The organism is Sphingobium lactosutens DS20 (genome assembly GCF_000445105.1).
Classification (GTDB): domain Bacteria; phylum Pseudomonadota; class Alphaproteobacteria; order Sphingomonadales; family Sphingomonadaceae; genus Sphingobium; species Sphingobium lactosutens.
Genome location: NZ_ATDP01000107.1, coordinates 230,237 through 248,915, shown reverse-complemented (window position 1 = coordinate 248,915; position 18,679 = coordinate 230,237). Strand labels below are relative to the sequence as shown.

Annotated in this window: 23 protein-coding genes; 13 read left to right on the top strand and 10 right to left on the bottom strand. The window is 64.2% G+C overall.

All coding sequences use genetic code 11. From position 1 onward, the window contains the following. Positions 1–67 precede the first annotated feature (67 nt). Both RLDS_RS51380 and map read right to left on the bottom strand, forming a co-directional pair. On the bottom strand, positions 68–406 hold the full coding sequence (locus RLDS_RS51380) for a P-II family nitrogen regulator (protein WP_009821456.1): 339 nt from the start codon (positions 404–406) through the stop codon (positions 68–70). A 236-nt stretch (positions 407–642) separates the two neighbouring features. Beyond that, positions 643–1,470 (bottom strand): type I methionyl aminopeptidase, encoded by an 828-nt coding sequence (gene map / locus RLDS_RS51375; protein ID WP_021228259.1) that lies wholly within the window; start codon positions 1,468–1,470, stop codon positions 643–645. A 79-nt stretch (positions 1,471–1,549) separates the two neighbouring features. Between map and RLDS_RS51370 the strand changes: the two genes are divergently transcribed. Continuing rightward, positions 1,550–2,311 carry a competence/damage-inducible protein A gene (locus RLDS_RS51370; RefSeq protein ID WP_021228258.1) on the top strand — a complete coding sequence of 254 codons (762 nt, stop codon included), beginning with the start codon at positions 1,550–1,552 and terminating at the stop codon, positions 2,309–2,311. Positions 2,312–2,319: 8 nt separating this feature from the next. On the opposite strand, the gene RLDS_RS55595 is transcribed toward RLDS_RS51370, so the two are convergent. The 4 genes from RLDS_RS55595 to rpiB all read right to left on the bottom strand — a co-directional run bounded on the left by RLDS_RS55595 (position 2,320) and on the right by rpiB (position 5,858). Beyond that, the gene (locus tag RLDS_RS55595) at positions 2,320–3,537 is read right to left on the bottom strand and encodes a TrmJ/YjtD family RNA methyltransferase (RefSeq protein ID WP_021228257.1); all 1,218 of its coding nucleotides are present in this window, start codon (positions 3,535–3,537) and stop codon (positions 2,320–2,322) included. Positions 3,538–3,620: 83 nt separating this feature from the next. Continuing rightward, entirely contained in the window at positions 3,621–4,082 is a 462-nt protein-coding gene (nrdR, locus tag RLDS_RS51365) for a transcriptional regulator NrdR (RefSeq protein ID WP_031299029.1), read from the bottom strand. A gap of 6 nt (positions 4,083–4,088) precedes the next feature. Further along, the gene (gene glyA / locus RLDS_RS51360) at positions 4,089–5,408 is read right to left on the bottom strand and encodes a serine hydroxymethyltransferase (protein ID WP_021228255.1); all 1,320 of its coding nucleotides are present in this window, start codon (positions 5,406–5,408) and stop codon (positions 4,089–4,091) included. A gap of 12 nt (positions 5,409–5,420) precedes the next feature. Then, the gene (rpiB, locus tag RLDS_RS51355) at positions 5,421–5,858 is read right to left on the bottom strand and encodes a ribose 5-phosphate isomerase B (RefSeq protein WP_021228254.1); all 438 of its coding nucleotides are present in this window, start codon (positions 5,856–5,858) and stop codon (positions 5,421–5,423) included. Positions 5,859–5,962: 104 nt separating this feature from the next. Here rpiB and RLDS_RS51350 point away from each other — a divergent pair, with 104 nt between their 5' ends. Continuing rightward, positions 5,963–6,154 carry a hypothetical protein gene (locus RLDS_RS51350; RefSeq protein ID WP_031299028.1) on the top strand — a complete coding sequence of 64 codons (192 nt, stop codon included), beginning with the start codon at positions 5,963–5,965 and terminating at the stop codon, positions 6,152–6,154. Positions 6,155–6,157: 3 nt separating this feature from the next. Here RLDS_RS51350 and RLDS_RS51345 read toward each other — a convergent pair whose 3' ends face one another. Together RLDS_RS51345 and RLDS_RS51340 are read right to left on the bottom strand one after the other, a co-directional pair. Further along, complete coding sequence (locus RLDS_RS51345) at positions 6,158–6,898, bottom strand: LytR/AlgR family response regulator transcription factor (RefSeq protein WP_021228252.1); 741 nt, start codon at positions 6,896–6,898, stop codon at positions 6,158–6,160. 7 nt (positions 6,899–6,905) lie between these two features. After that, on the bottom strand, positions 6,906–8,015 hold the full coding sequence (locus RLDS_RS51340; protein ID WP_021228251.1) for a sensor histidine kinase: 1,110 nt from the start codon (positions 8,013–8,015) through the stop codon (positions 6,906–6,908). A gap of 160 nt (positions 8,016–8,175) precedes the next feature. Between RLDS_RS51340 and RLDS_RS51335 the strand changes: the two genes are divergently transcribed. The 4 genes from RLDS_RS51335 to RLDS_RS51320 all read left to right on the top strand — a co-directional run bounded on the left by RLDS_RS51335 (position 8,176) and on the right by RLDS_RS51320 (position 9,857). Continuing rightward, complete coding sequence (locus RLDS_RS51335) at positions 8,176–8,385, top strand: hypothetical protein (protein WP_021228250.1); 210 nt, start codon at positions 8,176–8,178, stop codon at positions 8,383–8,385. A 66-nt stretch (positions 8,386–8,451) separates the two neighbouring features. Beyond that, positions 8,452–8,706: a hypothetical protein gene (locus RLDS_RS51330; protein WP_021228249.1), complete on the top strand. Its 255-nt coding sequence runs from the start codon at positions 8,452–8,454 to the stop codon at positions 8,704–8,706. A gap of 54 nt (positions 8,707–8,760) precedes the next feature. Continuing rightward, positions 8,761–9,141, top strand: coding sequence for a hypothetical protein (locus tag RLDS_RS51325; RefSeq protein WP_021228248.1), 381 nt, complete (start codon positions 8,761–8,763; stop codon positions 9,139–9,141). 167 nt (positions 9,142–9,308) lie between these two features. Next, entirely contained in the window at positions 9,309–9,857 is a 549-nt protein-coding gene (locus RLDS_RS51320; RefSeq protein WP_021228247.1) for a hypothetical protein, read from the top strand. Between the two features lie 99 nt (positions 9,858–9,956). Here RLDS_RS51320 and RLDS_RS51315 read toward each other — a convergent pair whose 3' ends face one another. Continuing rightward, positions 9,957–10,613 (bottom strand): alpha/beta hydrolase, encoded by a 657-nt coding sequence (locus RLDS_RS51315; RefSeq protein ID WP_021228246.1) that lies wholly within the window; start codon positions 10,611–10,613, stop codon positions 9,957–9,959. A 156-nt stretch (positions 10,614–10,769) separates the two neighbouring features. Between RLDS_RS51315 and RLDS_RS51310 the strand changes: the two genes are divergently transcribed. The 7 genes from RLDS_RS51310 (at position 10,770) to RLDS_RS51275 (ending at position 16,932) form a co-directional block, all read left to right on the top strand. Then, complete coding sequence (locus tag RLDS_RS51310) at positions 10,770–11,816, top strand: cysteine desulfurase family protein (RefSeq protein ID WP_021228244.1); 1,047 nt, start codon at positions 10,770–10,772, stop codon at positions 11,814–11,816. Continuing rightward, positions 11,813–12,901, top strand: a complete 1,089-nt coding sequence (locus tag RLDS_RS51305; protein WP_021228243.1) for a cysteine desulfurase family protein — start codon at positions 11,813–11,815, stop codon at positions 12,899–12,901. The genes RLDS_RS51310 and RLDS_RS51305 overlap by 4 nt, the downstream gene beginning before the upstream one ends. A 17-nt stretch (positions 12,902–12,918) precedes the next feature. Further along, positions 12,919–13,254: a 2Fe-2S iron-sulfur cluster-binding protein gene (locus tag RLDS_RS51300; protein ID WP_031299026.1), complete on the top strand. Its 336-nt coding sequence runs from the start codon at positions 12,919–12,921 to the stop codon at positions 13,252–13,254. 11 nt (positions 13,255–13,265) lie between these two features. After that, complete coding sequence (gene blaSGM, locus RLDS_RS51295) at positions 13,266–14,231, top strand: SGM family class A beta-lactamase (protein WP_021228241.1); 966 nt, start codon at positions 13,266–13,268, stop codon at positions 14,229–14,231. A 373-nt stretch (positions 14,232–14,604) separates the two neighbouring features. Beyond that, on the top strand, positions 14,605–14,961 hold the full coding sequence (locus RLDS_RS51290) for a hypothetical protein (protein ID WP_021228240.1): 357 nt from the start codon (positions 14,605–14,607) through the stop codon (positions 14,959–14,961). Positions 14,962–15,016: 55 nt separating this feature from the next. Beyond that, positions 15,017–15,774, top strand: a protein-coding gene (locus RLDS_RS55590) for an IS5 family transposase (RefSeq protein ID WP_152528122.1) whose coding sequence is annotated in 2 segments (ribosomal slippage) — positions 15,017–15,356 and positions 15,356–15,774 — 759 coding nt in all. Because the reading frame shifts where the segments join, the coding sequence is not laid out codon by codon here. A gap of 33 nt (positions 15,775–15,807) precedes the next feature. Further along, positions 15,808–16,932, top strand: coding sequence for an AAA family ATPase (locus RLDS_RS51275; RefSeq protein WP_021228239.1), 1,125 nt, complete (start codon positions 15,808–15,810; stop codon positions 16,930–16,932). Positions 16,933–17,322: 390 nt separating this feature from the next. Here the strand turns inward: RLDS_RS51275 and purB are convergent, their stop codons facing one another. Next, entirely contained in the window at positions 17,323–18,639 is a 1,317-nt protein-coding gene (gene purB, locus RLDS_RS51270) for an adenylosuccinate lyase (protein ID WP_021228238.1), read from the bottom strand. Between the last annotated feature and the right edge of the window lie 40 nt (positions 18,640–18,679).

The window sequence follows — 18,679 nt, the reverse complement described above, 5'->3', positions numbered from 1 at the left end:
AGAAAAACCCCCCCGAAGGGGTTTGTTGATGCCTGGCCGGCCGGCCCCGGTGGAACCGGCCGTCTTGTCAGATTGCGTCGCTGTCGCGCTCGCCGGTGCGGATGCGCACCGCGCCCTCGATGTTGGAAATGAAGATCTTGCCGTCGCCGATCCGGCCGGTCTGGGCCGCGGCGGAAATCGCTTCGACCACGCGATCGGCGACCGAATCGTCGACCACCACTTCCAGCTTCACCTTGGGCAGGAAATCGACCACATATTCGGCGCCGCGATACAGTTCGGTATGGCCCTTCTGCCGGCCGAACCCCTTGGCTTCGGTAACGGTGATGCCCGAAACGCCCACTTCGTGCAGCGCTTCCTTCACCTCGTCCAGCTTGAACGGCTTGATGATCGCCTCGATCTTCTTCATCGCAAATAATCCCAACCCATGACGCGCCCCGACATGCAGGGCGGTGCCTCCATGCCTCTCCTCAAGCGACGATCCCATGCCCCCGCAAGGCTGGTTCCCGTCCCTCATGGCTATCAATTACCGTGCCAATCGGCGAATCGCTAGGACTGCTTTCGGCGATGCAGCAATCTTTGTCCATATTGCCCGCATTCCGGGCAATATCCTGTCGCCCTGCCCAAATAATGGGCATCGCTCGATCAGCGATAGGGCGGGCAGTGCAGGCCGGCCGGGCTTTGCGTGAAAATCTCGCATCCGCTTTCGGTGATGCCGATGCTATGTTCAAATTGCGCCGACAGGCTGCGGTCGCGCGTCACCGCGGTCCAGCCATCGTCCAGCATGCGCACGTCGGGCTTGCCGATATTGATCATCGGCTCGATCGTGAAGAACATGCCCGGCCGCAGTTCCGGACCCGTGCCGGGGCGGCCGATATGCACGACCTCCGGGCTGTCATGGAATACGCGGCCCAGGCCATGGCCGCAGAAATCGCGCACCACGCCATAACGATGCTTCTCGGCAAAGCGCTGGATCGCATGGCCGATGTCGCCCAGATGATTGCCCGGCTTCGCCTGCTCTATGCCCAGCATCAGGCATTCATAGGTGATCTCGACCAGCCGGCGCGCCTTGATCGGCGCGTCACCGGCAATATACATGCGGCTGGTATCGCCGTGCCAGCCATCGACCTGCGGCGTGACGTCGATGTTGAGGATGTCGCCATCCTTGATCTTCGTGTCGCCCGGAATGCCATGGCAGATGACATTGTTGAGGCTGATGCAGCAGCTATGCGTATAGCCGCGATAGCCCAGCGTCGCAGGGACGCCGCCGCCCTCCAGCGTCATGCCGCGCACGATATCGTCCAGTTCGCCGGTGGTGACGCCGGGCACGACATGGGGGACCAGCGCGTCGAGTATCTCGGCTGCCAGCCGCCCGGCCTTGCGCATGCCTGCAAAGCCGGATTCGTCGTGCAGCTTGATCGCGGTCGATCGGCTCACCGGCGCATCGGCCGTCATCGTCATATATTCGGTCATAACCCGTTTATAATCGCTCGCACGCCATAATGCGAGGGGGCGTCTAGGCAGGGCGCGCAGGCGCGGCTATGACCGCGCCATGCCTGATCCCAACCGCATCTGGACCGCCGCCCTGATCGTCATCGGTGACGAGATATTGTCGGGCCGGACGCAGGACAGGAATGTGGCGCAGATCGCGACCTGGCTTAATGTCCAGGGCATCAGGCTGGCCGAAGTGCGCGTCGTCGCCGATGACCAGCCCGCCATTGTCGAGGCGGTCAATATCCTGCGCGCACGCAATGATTATCTGTTCACCACCGGCGGCATCGGCCCCACCCATGATGACATCACCGTCGACGCCATTGCGGCGGCGCTGGGCGTCGAGGTCATTGTCCATCCCAAGGCGCGGGCGGTGCTTGAAAGCTATTATGAGACGCGCGGTGGCCTCACCGACGCGCGATTGCGCATGGCGCGCGTGCCCGATGGGGCGAGCCTGATCGAAAACCGCATGTCGGGCGCACCGGGCATCCGGCATGGCAATATCTTCATCATGGCTGGCGTGCCGTCGATCACCGCCGGCATGCTCGAAGCCCTGACGGGCACGCTGGAAGGGGGCAGCCCGCTGCTGGCGACGACGATCGGCTGCTGGGTCGCCGAAAGCGAGGTTGCCGACCTGCTGGGCAAGACCGAGAGGGCGCATGAAGGCTGCCAGATCGGCAGCTACCCTTTTTTCCGCGAAGGCCGCACTGGCGCGAATTTCGTCGTGCGCTCGACGGATCAGGCGCGGCTTGACGCCTGCGTGTCCGCGTTGACCTACGCGCTGGAGCAGGGCGGCTGGCCGGTGCATCCCGGCGGCATCTGACCGGCGGGTCAGCGGGCGCGCGGATTGCCCAGCGCGGACAATACGCCGCGCAAGGTCCGTACCTCCAGATGATTCCAGCCCGGCTTGGTCAGCAGGTTGCGCAGCGTCCGCTTGGTCGCGGGCGCGCGATCGGGCGGGAAGAAATAGCCTGCGCTGTCCAACAGCGTTTCCAGCTGGCCGATCATCCCTTCCAGCTCCTCTTGCGGCGCGGGTTCGCCCAGATCGGACATGGTGGGCTGCGTCAGCGACGCCTGTTTCGACCATTCATAGGCGCACAGGATCACCGCTTGTGCCAGATTGAGGGATCCGAAGTCGGGGTTGATCGGCACCGTCAGTATCTTGCGCGCCAATGCGACATCGTCGGTTTCCAGGCCCGATCGTTCCGGGCCGAAGACGAACGCGCTGCGCCCCGTCGCGCCATGGATTTCGCGCGCGGCTTCCTCGGGCGTGACCACCGGCTTGGTCACGCCGCGCTTGCGCACCGTGGTCGCATAGACATGGGCGCAATCGGCAACCGCATCGGCCAGCGTCTCATAGACCTGCGCGCCGTCCAGCACGACGTCCGCGCCCGCCGCCGCCGGCCCGGCATCGGGATTGGGCCAGCCATCGCGCGGGCTGACCAGCCGCATCTCGGTCAACCCGAAATTCAGCATGGCCCGCGCCGCCTTGCCGATATTCTCGCCCAGTTGCGGACGGACGAGGACGATGACGGGGAATGCTTTCTCCACATCCCCGTTCGTCCTGAGTGGGGGCTGGGCCTGCGGAGCTACGCCATCTTCCGTTCGGTTCGAGCCAGGGTCGAGCGGAGCCGGGACCCGTGGTCGAGAACGGGCCGCCTTGCCGATATTCTCGCCCATTTGCGGGCGGACGAGGACGATCGCAGGAGATATGTGCCCCCTTTCCCCGTTCGTCCTGAGCAGGGGCTGAGCCTGCCGAAGCCCCGTATCGAAGGATTTGCGCGCCAACGCGCTGATCAAGCCCCAATCGCCGTCGATCAGCGCCTCTTTCTTCTTGCGCGACCAACCCTTGATCTGCTGCTCGGCAGCTATGGCTTCCTCACGCGAGCCAAAGTCCTGCTGCCACACCAGGGAGACGGGCCGGCGGCTGTGCGTATAGCCAGCAATGTCGCCGGACTGATGCTGCGCAATCCGCGCATCGAGACTATCGGTATGCCCGAGATAATAGCTGCCATCGGCGCAGCGCAGCATATAGGTGTGAAAACTCATCTCGCGGTCCTTCGATACGCCATTTCGGCTTCGCTCAATGGCTACTCAGGACGAACGGCAGTTGGCGTGTGGGCCAAGGCCCCTCACTCACGCCCCACCTCCTGCACCGTGCCGGCGAATTCTTCGAAATCCTTGGCGTCGGTGAAGTCCTTGTAGACGCTGGCGAAGCGGATATAGGCCACGCTGTCGAGGCGTTTGAGCCCTTCCATCACCATTTCGCCGATCGCGCGCGCAGGGACTTCGCCCTCGCCGCTGGTTTCAAGCTGGCGCTGAATGCCGGAAATCAGCTTTTCCAATCGGCTGGGGTCGATCGGCCGCTTGCGGCAGGCGATGCCGACCGATCGCGCCAGCTTGTCCCGGTCGAACGCTTCCTTGCGGCCCTCGCTCTTCACCACCCAGATGTCGCGCAGCTGGATGCGTTCGAACGTGGTGAAGCGCGCGCCGCACGCCTCGCACTGGCGGCGACGGCGGATGGCGGCGCCATCCTCCGTCGGCCGGCTGTCCTTCACCTGGCTGTCCTCATGGGCGCAGAAGGGGCAGCGCAAGCGGTCTTACCCCTCGTAGATGGGGAAGCGCGCGCACAGGGCGCTGACGCGCTCGCGCACATTGGCTTCGACGCTCGCGTCGCCTTCCTCGCCCTTGTCGCGCAGGCCCTCCAGCACGTCGGCGATCATGTCGCCGATCGCCTCGAACTCCGCCACGCCGAAACCGCGCGTCGTGCCGGCGGGCGAACCCACGCGGATGCCGCTGGTCTTGGTCGGCGGCAGCGGGTCGCCCGGCACGCCATTCTTGTTGCAGGTGATGAAGCTGCGCTCCAGCGCCTCGTCCGCGTCCTTGCCCGAAATGCCGTAGGGGCGTAGGTCGATGAGCGCCAGATGCGTGTCGGTGCCGCCGGAAATGACGGCGAGCCCGCGCTGCTCCAGCTTCGTCGCCAGCGCCCGGGCGTTGGTGACGATCTGCTGCGCATAGGTCTTGAATTCAGGGCGCAGCGCCTCGCCGAACGCCACCGCCTTGGCGGCGATGACATGCATCAGCGGGCCGCCCTGAAGGCCGGGGAAGATGGCGGAATTGATCTTCTTGGCGATCGCCTCGTCATCGGTCAGGATCATGCCGCCGCGCGGACCGCGCAGCGTCTTGTGCGTGGTGGTCGTCACGACATGGGCGTGGCCAAAGGGCGACGGGTGCGCGCCGCCGGCCACTAGCCCTGCGAAATGCGCCATGTCGACCATGAACAGCGCGCCGACCTTGTCCGCGATGGCGCGGAAGCGGGCGAAGTCGATCTGGCGCGGATAGGCGCTGCCGCCAGCGATGATCAGCTTTGGCTGGCATTCGATCGCCTGCCGCTCGACATCGTCATAGTCGATGAGGTGGGTGTCCTCGCGCACGCCATATTGCACGGCGTTGAACCATTTGCCCGACATGCTGGGCTTGGACCCATGGGTCAGGTGGCCGCCCGCGTCCAGGCTAAGGCCCATGATCGTCTCACCCGGCTTCACCAGCGCCAGCATGACGCCGCCATTGGCCTGCGCGCCCGAATGGGGCTGGACGTTGACGAAGTTGCAGCCGAACAATTGCTTGGCGCGGTCGATCGCCAGCTGCTCCACCACGTCCGACGGCGCGCAGCCCTGATAATAGCGCTTGCCCGGATAGCCTTCGGCATATTTGTTGGTGAAGACGGACCCCTGCGCCTCCAGCACCGCCTTGGACACGATGTTTTCCGACGCGATCAGTTCAATCTGCGTCTGCTCGCGCTTCAGTTCCTGCTGCACGCCGCCAAAGACGGCGGGGTCGGCATCAGCCAGGCTGCGGGTGAAATAGCCGTCCGAACGAATGTCCGACAGGGCGGGGGGGGAGAGGGTGTCGGTGCTCATCGCGGGGTCCTTTCAGAGCGCAGGCTGGGAGAGTTTGTCGACGCGGCCGGCATGGCGCCCGCCGCCAAATTCGGTGGTCAGGAATGCGGTCACGCACGCCTTGGCCATGTCGACGCCGGTCAGGCGCGCGCCCATGGCGAGCACATTGGCGTCATTATGCTCGCGCGCCAGCGCGGCCGACAGCGGCTCACCGACCAGGGCGCAGCGGCACGCCGGGTTGCGGTTGACCGCGATCGAAATGCCGATGCCCGATCCGCACAGCGCAATGCCGCGATCGGCCGCGCCAGACGCGATCGCCGTCGCGAGTTTGTAACCATAATCGGGATAATCCACCCGGTCGGCGGTCGCCGGTCCCAGATCCTCGACCGCATGCCCCTCCGCGCGCAGCCACTGCGCCAGTTCCGCCTTCAATTCGACGGCGGCATGATCGGAAGCGATGGCGATGTTCATGGGTTGCAACGGTCCTTCACCTGCGGGTGATTCGTGTCTGCGCGCCTCATAGGAGGACAAGGCGGCAATTGCCACAGTCCAGCTTGCCGCTTATGGCATCGGCCATGGCCGGCACGCTTCTTTCCATCCTCATGCTCGCGGGCGTCTTGCTGACGGGCGGCGGCATCTATGCGATCATGCGCAAGGGCGATCGCAAGCGCGGCGCGCTGATGATTATCGCCGGCCTCGTCATGTTCGCCAATGTCGCGATCACGGCGCTGCCGGGGCCGGACGCGCGCCTGCTGGAAACGCGCTGAGGCTCAGCGCCCCGTCATCGCCCGCGCGTTCGCCAGGAATGTTCGACCGATCCTGATCTCGCCCCCGTCCGCCAGCGCGGCGAACCACACGCCGCTGCCATCATGGCGCAGCCGCGCGATATGGTCGCGCCGCACGATATGCGACCGGTGCAGGCGGACAAATTGCTGCGGGTCCAGCCTTTCCTCCAGCGAACTGATCGTCTGGTGCAGCAAATAGCTGTGCTGCCCGACATGCAGCCGCATATAGTCGCGCTCCGCCTCGATCCGGTCGATCTGGTCGGCGGCCAGGCGGATCAGCTCGGACCGGTGCGGCACCCAGAATTCCTCGGCCCATTCAGGTTGCGGCTCGGCCGCCGCTTCGCCTTCGGGCAAGCGGTTGCGCAGCGCCGCCTCCACCCGGTCGATGGCGCGCGACAGGCGATCATGCGCGACGGGTTTCAGCATGTAATCGACCGCCGCCAGATCGAACGCCTCGACCGCGAAGCCTTCGAAGGCGGTCACGAAAATGACCGCGGGACGCATCCCCATCCGCCCGACCGCGCGCGCGACGCCGATGCCGTCCAGCAACGGCATGGCGATGTCCAGCATGACAAGGTCGGGCTTCAACCCCTCGATCAGGCGCAGCGCCGCCTCGCCATCGCTGGCGGTGCCCACCAGGGCGATGCGCGGTTCACGCGCGCACAGCATCTGCAACCGCTCGATCGCCAGCGGTTCGTCATCGACGATCATCGTGCGAATGGACATGATGCGTTCAGCACCCCTTGCGAAGGATGGGAAGGGTCAGCAGCACGGCGAAGCCGCCCGCCTCACGCGGACCATAGACGATCCGCCCGCTCTCGCCAAAGCGCGCGGTCAGCCGGTCGCGCACATTGGCAAGGCCGATGCCGTTGCCGCCATCGGCGTCACCGGGCGGATTGGGACCATCATCGGTCACGTTGATATGCATCAGATCGCCATCCTCGCGGGCGGTGATGCGAATCTCCACCGGCTGCGACGTGCGCGACACGCCATATTTGATCGCATTTTCGACCACGGGTTGCAGGATCAGCCCCGGGACGCAGGCGGTCAGCAGCGATGGCGGGATGTCGATCACCGTCTTCAACCGGTCGGGAAAGCGCACGCCCTCAATATCCAGATAAAGTTTCTGGAGATGCACTTCCTCCGCCAGCGGCACATCGTCGAGCGGATCGCCGGTCAGGCTCGTGCGATAGAAATTGCTGAGCGACATGATCATCTGCTCGGCCTCGTCGCGCCGGTCCTTCATCACCAGCGACGACAGCGAATTCAATGTGTTGAACAGGAAATGCGGGTTCACCTGATAGCGCAGCGACCGCAATTCGGCCTGCTGCGCCGCGCGCTCCAGCCGGGCGGCGCGGCGCTCCACGCGTCGCGCTTCGCTGGCGTAGGACAGGGCAAGATAGAGTCCCGCCCAGGCCGACAAGAAGAAGAAGCGGCTGATCGCATCCTCGACGATGCTGACTAGCGCGTAATTTTCCTCCAGCGCCTTTTTCTGCATGTCCGCGTCGGCGAACATCGTGGGGTCATAGACGTTGAACATATAATAGTTGGTCGCCGCCATCGCGAGCGCGAAGGGCGCGGCCAGCGAAAAGGCGGCGACGATCCGCAGCGCCAGCGGCCGGGCATCGAACCGGCGCAGCACCAGATACAGCACCCAGGTGATGATGATGCCGATGATCGCCACCACCATGCGGCGGGCGGCCATCTCCATCTGCGATTCAAAGCCCACGACGGCGGCGCGCAGGCTGACCAGCATGGTGTAGAACAGCCAGAAGCCCAGAATCGAATAAAGCGCGATGGCCGGTGAAACGCCGCGATCGCCGTCTTCGGGAAACAATGTCATGGCGCCTGTCTAGCGCTATCCGCCATTCTTGTCGCCCTGCGCCGCAGTAACTGGTCGAACCGCGATGCGTGTTGGTCGAACGATCAACAGCGGAACCGCGCTTCCCACCCGTCGTTGACTTAGGCGAAGACGCGCTAACGGCGCGCAGAAGGAGAGTGACATGAGTGACAAGAGCGACATCCGCCCGAACAGCCGCGAGGAAGCGCGCGACGAGCGCGAAACCGATCAGCAGGATCATGTCGTGAGCGCGGAGGAAAAGCTGGAGGAGGGCCTCAAGGATTCGATGGATGCCTCCGATCCGCCATCGACCGCGCGGTCGGGCGACAAGGGCGATCCCGTGCCATCGTCGGGCTATCGCGAAGAGGAATGATGGCGGCGGCCCATATTGATGCTATCATGCGGCGAACATAGAAGAATGAAAGGAGTGACCCGTTCGATGCCAACGTCCTGCACGCCCGCCGTGGAGCGTATTGCCCGGGTACTGGCCGGCCGTCACCTTAGTCTCAATGGCGAAGGCCAGGATGCCCATGCATCAAGCGCGGTCGACGCGTCCTGGCCGGATCATGTGGAGGATGCCTATGCCATCCTCCATACCCTGCGGGAGCCTGACGCTCAGATGGCGAGCGCTGGCGATGTCGCGGTATGGCGCAGCATGATCGGCGCGGCCTTGGCGAGCAGAACGAACGCCTAAGCCTTTTGCTAAGATTTTTAGGGCATTGACGCGCGATCCTGGAGTTCGCCGTCAATGCCCGACCGTCATTATGATATCGCGTTCCGTTCTGACCTGCGCCTGATGGACGTGGCCTGGCATCGTTATTTCACTGTCCACGACGTCGAAGCCTATGCCCGCGCCTGCTGGACCGAATTTGACCGTAACGGATTTTATCCCGGCTACCTTCTGCGCATGGATATGAGTCAAAGCGCCATTCAGCCGCAAGATGCGCTGGCCATGTTTCGCACGCATTTTGCCGGCTTCCCCCAAGCGCGCCGCATAGCCATCGTCACGGCCAGCGCACTGGCGCGGTTGCAGGTGCAGCGGGAAATGACGCAATCCTACCTTCAAATTTTCGACAGGGCCGACACGGCCTTTGCCTGGCTGACGCAGGATGTCGCCGCGGTGGCCTGATCCCGGTAGCGCAACCGTCATCCATTTGTCGCAAACGCGGATTTTCATGTTGCGCTGCACAACCAAATCTGATCCCTTGTGAATGGCGGCAGAATAGGCGCTTAAGCCTTCGGTAACCATGGAAGGCGCATAGTCTGTCGTACGACTTGAAGTCGGAGGGCAAGACTATGGGCACGAGTGCAAGACCAGCGGACGGCGCCATCACCTTGGCGGAACTGCGCGAATTCGCGAGCTTCCCGTCTGCGACACAACGCTATATCCGCAGATCCCTGGACATCGGCCTGCGCCGTCGCGACGCGACAAAGCTGTGGTCGCGCGATTTGGTCGAGGAAGCCTCGATCCGGGCGCAGGCCCGCATTTACGGGCGTCTCGACGACATCAAGATGCGCGTGCCCGATGACAGCGGCCTGGAACAGGCCGAACCCTTCATGGCGCCGCTGGTCACTGTGTCCGCGTTCGACCTGGGGCAGGATCGGCTGGGCAGCTTTTCGGCCTATCGCTTCCTCTATGAACGGTTGCTCGGCGCGGGATCGCGGCCCTGGCTGCCGGGCGCCTTTTGCGCGGCGGCGAGCTTGCCGCACCTTCACCCGGAAAAGCGCCGCACCTTGCTCCAGTCGATCAGCGAAGCGGCTGCGACCGCGGCCGGCTGGTCCAACCGCGAACCGACCTTCTACCCCGAATGGGTGGAAAAGGTGGACATGAGCAAGGCGAACTGACGCCCTGCGCTTCGGGGGGAGCGCGGGGTCAGCAAAAAAGGGCGCGGTGGCCAAATGGCAACCGCGCCCTTTTTGCCTATCCGGCCGTGGGCGGTCCGATCAGCGGATCGGCGAATCTGGCGACAGGCGCATGTCCAGATAATTGTCGACCGACTTCATCAGCTGATCCAGCTCATGCTCGAAAAAATGATTCGCGCCGCGAATTTCGTCATGATGGATGGTGATGCCCTTTTGCGTGCGCAGCTTGTCGACCAGCTTCTGCACCGCGCTGGCCGTCACCACTTCGTCGGCCGTCCCCTGCACGATGATGCCGCTCGACGGGCAGGGGGCCAGGAACGAGAAATCATACATGTTGGCGGGTGGCGCGACCGAGATGAAGCCGCGAATTTCGGGCCGGCGCATCAGCAGCTGCATGCCGATCCACGCACCGAAGGAAAAGCCCGCAATCCACGTCGTCTGCGCTTCGGGGTGGAAGCTTTGCACCCAGTCGAGCGCGGCTGCCGCGTCGGACAATTCGCCGACGCCATTGTCGAACGTCCCCTGGCTGCGGCCCACGCCCCGGAAATTGAAGCGCAGCACGGCAAAGCCGCGCTTGACGAACGTCTTGTAGAGCGCCTGGGTGATCCGGTCGTTCATCGTGCCGCCGCCCTGCGGGTGGGGATGCAGGATCATGGCGACCGGCGCGCGCGGGCGCGGCGGGGGGCTGAAACGGCCTTCGAGACGGCCTTCGGGTCCGGGGAAAATGACGTCGGGCATGGCACCTGTTATCGTTCTGGGCCGTCCTGTTCCTTGGGCAAGGACCGGGGCGGCGGGGAAAAAGGGTTGGCGCACGCATCAGGCGAAGCTGGCGCGGCGCGGCAGACCGCCTATATAGAAGCCGCCGCCATTTCCGCAATCAATGAGTAACGCCGCTTGGCCGCCGACCGCCTTTACCTCGATCATGCCGCCACGACCCCCATGCTGCCGCAGGCGCGCGCCGCCATGGTCGCTGCGCTGGACCTGTGGGCCAACCCGTCCAGCCCCCATGCCGACGGCCGCGCCGCGCGCGCCGCGCTGGAGGATGCGCGCGCCCGGATCGCCGCCGCCTTGGGGTGGAAGGGGCATGTCATTTTCACCTCCGGGGCCAGCGAAGCCATCGCCATCGCGCTGACCCGCGCCAGGGCGCGCCGGGTCGTGACCTCGCCGGTCGAACATGACGCCGTGCTGCGCGTAACGCCGGGCGCGGACCGCCTTCCGGTCGACGCCAACGGGATTGTCCTGGATGCCGTTCGGGCTGAGCGTCCGCACGCAAACGCCATCCTCGCCATCCAGCATGTCAATAACGAAACCGGCGTCATCCAGCCCCTGGACCGGATCGACCGCGCATCCGGCATCCTCTTTGCCGACTGCGCCCAGAGCGCGGGCAAGCTGCCCCTGCCGGACGCCGACATGATCGCGGTGAGCGCGCATAAATTCGGCGGTCCGCCTGGCGTGGGCGCACTGCTGATCGGTGATCTTGCCCTGATCGCGCCCAGCGGCGGTCAGGAACAGGGCTATCGCGCGGGCACCGAAAATCTGCCCGCGATCCTCGCCATGGCCGCCGCCCTCGACGCGCAAAGCAACTGGCTGCCCCGCGCCGCCGCCTTGCGCGCACGCCTCGACGCCGGGATCGAAGCTGCGGGCGGCACGATCGTCGCGCGCGACGCGCCCCGCATCCCCACCATCGCCAGCTACCGCATGCCCGGCCTCTCCGCCCGCGCACAACTCATCCAGTTCGACATGCAGGGCATTTCGGTGTCCGCCGGCAGCGCCTGTTCGTCCGGCTCCTTGAAGACCAGCCATGTGCTGGGCGCGATGGGCTGGGACGAGGCGGCGGCCGGCGAAGTCGTCCGCGTCAGCTTCGGCCCGCAGACCAGCGAGCACGACGTCGACCGGTTCCTTGCCGCCTGGACCACCATGGCGCACCGGGCGCGGTCATGATCTATCTCGATTATCAGGCGACGACGCCGCTCGCGCCCGAAGTGTTCGACGCCATGGTCCCGCTGCTGCGCGACCAGTTCGCCAATCCGCACAGCGCCCATCGCCCCGGCCGCGCAGCCGCCGCGCAGGTCGAGGTGGCGCGCGACGAGATTGCCCGCCTGCTGCCCCCCGGCGGCCGGCTGATCTTCACTTCCGGCGCGACCGAGGCGCTCAACATCGCGATCCAGGGCGCGCCGTCCGGCGGCATCGTCACCATCGCGACCGAACATGCGGCCGTGCTCGATACGGCCGACGCGATGCGGCGGCAGGGGCGGGACGTGACGATCCTGCCGGTCGATAGCGACGGCCTGGTCGATATGAACGCGGCCCGCGCCGCCATCCGCCCCGGTGTGGCGCTGGTCGCCGCGATGCTGGTCAACAACGAAATCGGCGTGATCCAGCCGATAAAGGCGCTTGGCGCACTGGCGCGCGATGCGGGCGCGCTGTTCCTGTGCGACGCGGTGCAGGGCTATGGCCGCGTGCCCATCCCCGATGGCTGCGACATGATCACGATCAGCGCGCACAAGATCCATGGGCCAAAGGGCGTGGGCGCGCTCTGGCTGCGCGAAGGCGTCCGTCCCGCGCCGCTGCTCCATGGCGGCGGGCAGGAAGGGGGGCTGCGCTCTGGCACCCTGTCCCCGGCGTTGTGCGCGGGCTTTGGCGTCGCCGCCCGCCTGATGCGCGAAAATGCCGCCAGCGACCGCGCCCATGTCGAAAGCCTCGCCGCGCTCGCCCGCGCGGCTCTCCCCGACTGGTCGCTCAACGGCAGCGCGACGCACCGCTATCCCGGCAATCTCAACCTGCGGCGCGACGGGATCGACGGCGCGCGGCTGTTGTCTTATTGCCGCAATATCGCTTTTTCGCTCGGCAGCGCTTGCGCAAGCGGGTCCGGGCGGCCTAGCCATGTGCTGCGCGCGCTGGGGCTGAGCGATGGCCAGGCGCGCGGATCGGTGCGGATCGGCTTTGGCCGCTACACGACGCCGGATGAGGTGGAGAGGGCTGCAAGGGCGTTGAATGAGGCGGCAGCCGCACAAGCGGCGCCGTGACGAAGGGAGCGCATATCATGACCAGGGTCACCTTCATCAGCGCCGATGGGGAGCGGCGGCAGGAGGTCGACGGGCCGGCCGGCTCCATCTTGCTGGAGGTCGCGCAGGCCGCCGGCCAGCCGCTGGAGGGCACGTGCGAGGGCCAGATGGCCTGCTCCACCTGCCATGTCATCGTCGACGCCGCCGACTTCGCCCGGCTGCCCCGCGCCAGTGAGGATGAGGAGGACATGCTCGATCTCGCCGCCGCCGCCACGCGCACCAGCCGCCTGTCCTGCCAGATCGTCCTCGATCCCGCGCTGGATAGCCTCACCGTCCGCATTCCGGGCGAATTCAACAATATGCAGGGAATGTAAGGGGCCGCCCCATGAAGATCGTCACCGCCCTTGGCCTGCTGGCGCTGCTCGCCGCGCCCGCGTCTGCCGCTGATCGGCAGAAGACCCCGGCGAAGGAGCCCGCGCCGACCGGCAATCTCGACACTCTCATGCCCGCCGCGCCGCGCTATCTGGTGCCGCAATCGGCGCTGGAGCAGGTCCGCAATCCCAAGGAGATTGAGGAGGAGACGGGCGGCCGCCTGGGCGTCGCGCTGGTCGACCGGCAGGGCGCGCTGCTCCTGGGCTTCAACCGGGACGAGCGGTTCGCCATGTGCTCGACCTTCAAGGCGCCGCTGGCCGCCGCCGTGCTGACCGGCGCGGATGGCGGCAAGTTCGGGCTGGAAGGGACCATCCCCTTCGGCAAGGAGGATGTGCTCGATTACGCGCCGGTGGTGAAGAAGAACCTGAAGCGCGGCCGCATGTCGATGGAGGAACTGGCGCGCGCGGCGGTGGAGGTCAGCGACAATAGCGCCGCCAATCTGCTGCTGCCGATGCTGGGCGGGCCGGAAGGGCTGACCGCCTTCATGCGCGTCCATGGCGATGATGTCACCCGGCTCGACCGCAACGAGCCCACGCTCAATGAGAATGCGGAAGGCGACCCGCGCGACACGACCACGCCCGCCGCCATGGCGGGCCTGATGGCGCGCCTTTTCTTCCGCGACCTCAAAGCGGAGAGCGCCGACCGCCTGCGCGCCTGGTTCAACGCCAGCAGCACCGGCGACAAGCGGATCAAGGCCGGCCTGCCCGAAGGCTGGACCTCGGGCAGCAAGACCGGCAGCTGCGGCACCGCCTATAATGACGTGGCGCTGGTCAAGTCCCCCACGGGCGAGGAATATATCCTCGCCATCTATCTCGACCGCCCGACTATCGACGCCAAGAAAGCCGAAGCCGCAATAGCCGAAACCGCCCGCGCCGCGCTGAACTTCGTCGGCCAAGCGCGCAAGAGCGGGTTGGAATAGCAGGGCAGGGCGGGCGGCTGGGTCCGCGCCCATCCCAGCGCCGGACGGGTCACCCAAGACCACCCCACCCGATCCGCCCCGCATCCTCCCCTGGCAGGGGAGGTGGCTGGCCAAAGGCCAGACGGAGGGGTGTGACGATAGCGAGGGGGCGCTTTGTCGTGGGCGTCGCATCTATCTGGGGCAAAAATTTGGCGACCAAGCATTTCGGACCTTAGGGAGCTGCGCTTGACTGGTGCGAAGTGGCCGATTGCTGACTGACGGGTTTTGGGCGGCAGATTTGCGATAGTAGTCGTCATGCCTGCTCTTCTGGTGAGATGCCCTATCCCTCTGGTGCAACCCCGAATATACAGGCGATGAAGCGCGGGGGGTAACATTGAAAGAAAACGAACTGAAAGGGCAAACCGCCCACCTGATCGGCCTGAACAACATCAACGTAATTATGGGACGCAACGGCGCAGGGAAAAGCCGCTTCCTGCGTGACATTGAAGAAATAACCAATCGGAGCAAGCAGCTCTATTATGTCCGCTATGTCAGCCCAGAGCGGGCTGGGTCTTTCAAGCGCGACGGCAATATCCTCACAAACATGGGTAATAACCCTGAATGGCTTCGGCTGACCCGTGCTGTTAACCAGGCGTCCGACTTCAAAGCTGCTTCAGCAATGCTCTTTCGCGAAGCGGAGGTGCTCTACTTGCGCCGCCTCGCTAGGGTTAAAACCCAATCAGCCTCTTGAAAGTATGTGCATAGGTTGATTCAATGGGCTTCCACAATGGAGGGAGGCCCTGTCGATGTCGCGCTCGCTGTTCTGGTTGTCGGACGAAGCCTGGCTGGCGATCGAACCGCACTTGCCAAAGAACCAGCCTGGAGCACGGCGCGTCGATGATCGGCGGGTAATTTCGGGCATCTTCCACGTGCTGAAGTCTGGTTGCCGCTGGTGCGATTGCCCGGCGGACTACGGGCCTTCGACAACGATCTACAACCGCTTCAACCGCTGGTCGCGGCGGGGCTTCTGGACGAAGTTGCTCGACACGCTGACTGAAGCGGGCGCGGTCACGAAGAGTACCGCGATCGACAGCACCTACATCAAGGCCCAGCGCTCGGCGTTCGGGGGAAAAGGGGGCGCCAGACGCAGGCGATCGGGCGTTCTCGCGGTGGCTGGACAACCAAGGTCCATGCCCTGACCGATGTGCTCGGTCGCCCCTACGCGCTGATGCTTACCGCCGGCAATGTCAGCGACGTGAAGGCCGCCCCGGCGCTGCTCGAACGCGCGGGCCGCATGCGCTACCTGCTTGGTGATAAGGGCTACGATGCCAACAGCTTGCGCAAGGCCCTGCGAGACAACGGCACCAGCCCGGTCATCCCCGGCAGGCGTAACCGCAAGCGTGCCATTCGCTACGATCAGCAACGCTATCGAGGCCGACATCTCATCGAGAACGCCTTCTGCCGCATCAAGGATTTCCGCCGCGTCGCCACACGCTACGACAAACTCGCCGACAACTTCCTGTCAGGCGTAGCCCTTGTCACCGCGCTGGCCTTCTGGCTCTGATTGAGTCTCAACCCTAGCACACCGGAAATCAGGATGGATCCAACTCGCAGTTTTGCGGTCGACCGCCTTGGGAAGGTCAACCAGTTGCTCACGAATATTGAATTGGTAATGGGTAACGCAGATTTCGAGTTTCGCTCATTGGCCAGCGGCGAGACCATAAACCCTGAAGCTATCAGCAGTGGCGAGTCTGAGGCAGTCGCGCTTGCTGCCGAGATTTTGTACTTTTTCGATACAATAGACCCTGAAAAGTTCAATGTGCTGCTTCTTGATGAGCCCGATGTCCATCTTCACCCTGACCTTCAAGCGCGGCTTGGTAAGCTAATCATTGCCATGCTGGAAGAGTTCGTGGATAAATCTGAAAACATTGCAATATGTCTCTCGACACACAGCGCACCACTGGTTTGCTCACTTGCGGATTCGAAGTACGTATCCATTGGCACAAAGAGCTTCGAAGTTAACACTGTCGAATTAAAGCCGACAAGCGATCAGCTACGTAAGATCGCGCCATTCTTCGGCCATCCGTTATCACTCTCGCTCAACGAAGATGCGGCGCTTATCCTCGAAGGTGAGGATGACGAACGTGTTTGGCAGCAGGCAGCGCGCACGTCACAGGGCCGTATTAAGGTATTTCCGGTCTTGGCAGGCAACGTTGACCAACAGGGGGAACTCGAACGGTTCTGCGTCGACTTGCTCGCGACGCTCTACGACAGCGCTATAGCTTTCTCCCTCCGCGACGGCGATGGAGTCGTCGATGAACCGCTCGAACATAACCTACCGCTGATGCGATACCGGCTCGATTGCTACGCGATCGAGAATGTATTGCTGACCGATCCCTGCCTAGCGGTGATGAACGCATCTTGGGACGGTTTTGTTGAAAAAGCGGCCGCATGGATCGCAGCCAATCCAGGCCATGCAGACATCGGCATGCTCCAACAGGCCACCGCATCGGGTGATCGGCTTCGACACACGAAGATCAAGGAAATCCGTCAACTCATTTGCGCCGTCCTCGATTGCAAGAAGCCATGGGAAGTCGTCGTTGGTCAGGCGATCGGAACACTCACGAAGAATGACTTTACAAACTCGAATATGTTAATCGCTTTTCTAGGTGCTGAAATGGTTAGCAACATCATCTTCAGAAAAGATGAGTGCCCGCTTTAGGGCATCATCGCCCACACGCTAATGACTACAAATGGCGAAAAGCAGACGTGTACGAAGTTCAATTCCTCGCTCGTCAATAATCCGCGTCATCGCGATCGGCTCGGGATCGAAGCACCGGCCTGCGTCGTTACCCACACCCCCTACCAATGTAGGATTATTTCTGATCTACCCTTGCGGATGACGCATTCGCTCGCCCGCGCCAACGCTTTTCGGACGCCTCACAGGCCGCCCGTACGCCGCGCGCAGGGTGTCGCTTCGTGGTCGCCTCATGGTCGCTTCGCGGTCGCGTCAGGGTCGCTTCGGGCCGAAAATCGCCCACGACACTGTGAACTTCGCCCTGTTGTCCACTTCACCCGGCGACTCGGCAATGCGCCGCCGAGCGTCAGGGGGTCAGGCCTTGCCGAAAACCCGCTCGAAAATCGTATCGACCTGCCGGAAATGATAATCGAGGTTGAATTTTTCCTCGATCTGGTCGGGCGACAGGGCGGCGGTGACGTCGGCGTCGGCCTTGAGCAATTCCATCAGCGACAATTGCCCGTCCGATTCCCACACTTTCATCGCGTTGCGCTGGACGTAGCGATAGCTGTCCTCGCGGCTGACCCCCGCCTGCGTCAGCGCCAGCAGTACGCGCTGCGAGTGGACCAGGCCGCCCATCTTGTCGAGATTCTTCATCATCCGTTCGGGATAGACCAGCAGCTTGTCGATCACCCCGGTCAGGCGGCCGAGCGCGAAGTCCAGCGTGATGGTCGCGTCCGGGCCGATATAGCGTTCGACCGACGAATGGCTGATGTCCCGCTCATGCCACAGCGCGACATTCTCCATCGCGGGCAGGGCATAGGCGCGCACCATGCGGGCAAGGCCGGTCAGGTTTTCGGTCAGCACCGGGTTGCGCTTGTGCGGCATCGCGCTCGACCCCTTCTGGCCGGGCGAGAAATATTCCTCCGCCTCCAGCACTTCGGTGCGTTGCAGGTGGCGCACCTCGACCGCCAGCCGCTCGATCGACGATGCGATGACGCCCAGCGTCGCGAAGAACATCGCATGGCGATCGCGCGGGATGACCTGCGTCGACACTGGTTCGATGGCCAGGCCCAGCTGCTCCGCCACATGCTTCTCGACGCGCGGGTCGATATTGGCGAACGTGCCGACCGCGCCGGAAATGGCGCAGGTGGCGACTTCGGCCCGCGCCGCGATCAGCCGGGTGCGGCAGCGGCTGAATTCGGCATAGGCTTCCGCCATTTTCAGGCCGAACGTCACCGGCTCGGCATGGATGCCATGGCTGCGGCCGATCGTCGGGGTCAGCTTATGTTCGAACGCGCGGCGCTTGATGACGTCCAGCAGCCGGTCGAGATCCTCGATCAATATGTCGGCGGCGCGGGTCAGCTGGACCGCCAGGCATGTGTCGAGCACGTCCGAACTGGTCATGCCCTGGTGCATGAAGCGCGCTTCGTCGCCCACCTGCTCGGCGACCCAGGTGAGGAAGGCGATGACGTCATGCTTGGTCACGGCCTCGATCGCGTCGATCGCGTCCACGTCGATCGCGGGGCTGGTCGCCCACCAGTCCCACAGCGCCTTGGCGGCCGACGGCGGCACCACGCCCAGCTCGCCCAGCTTCTCTGTCGCATGCGCCTCGATCTCGAACCAGATTTTGAAGCGGGCTTCCGGCTCCCAGAGGGCGGTCATCTGCGGGCGGGAATAGCGGGGGATCATGGGCGAATCCTGTCTGGCTGGAAACGGAAAGTCGATGTGC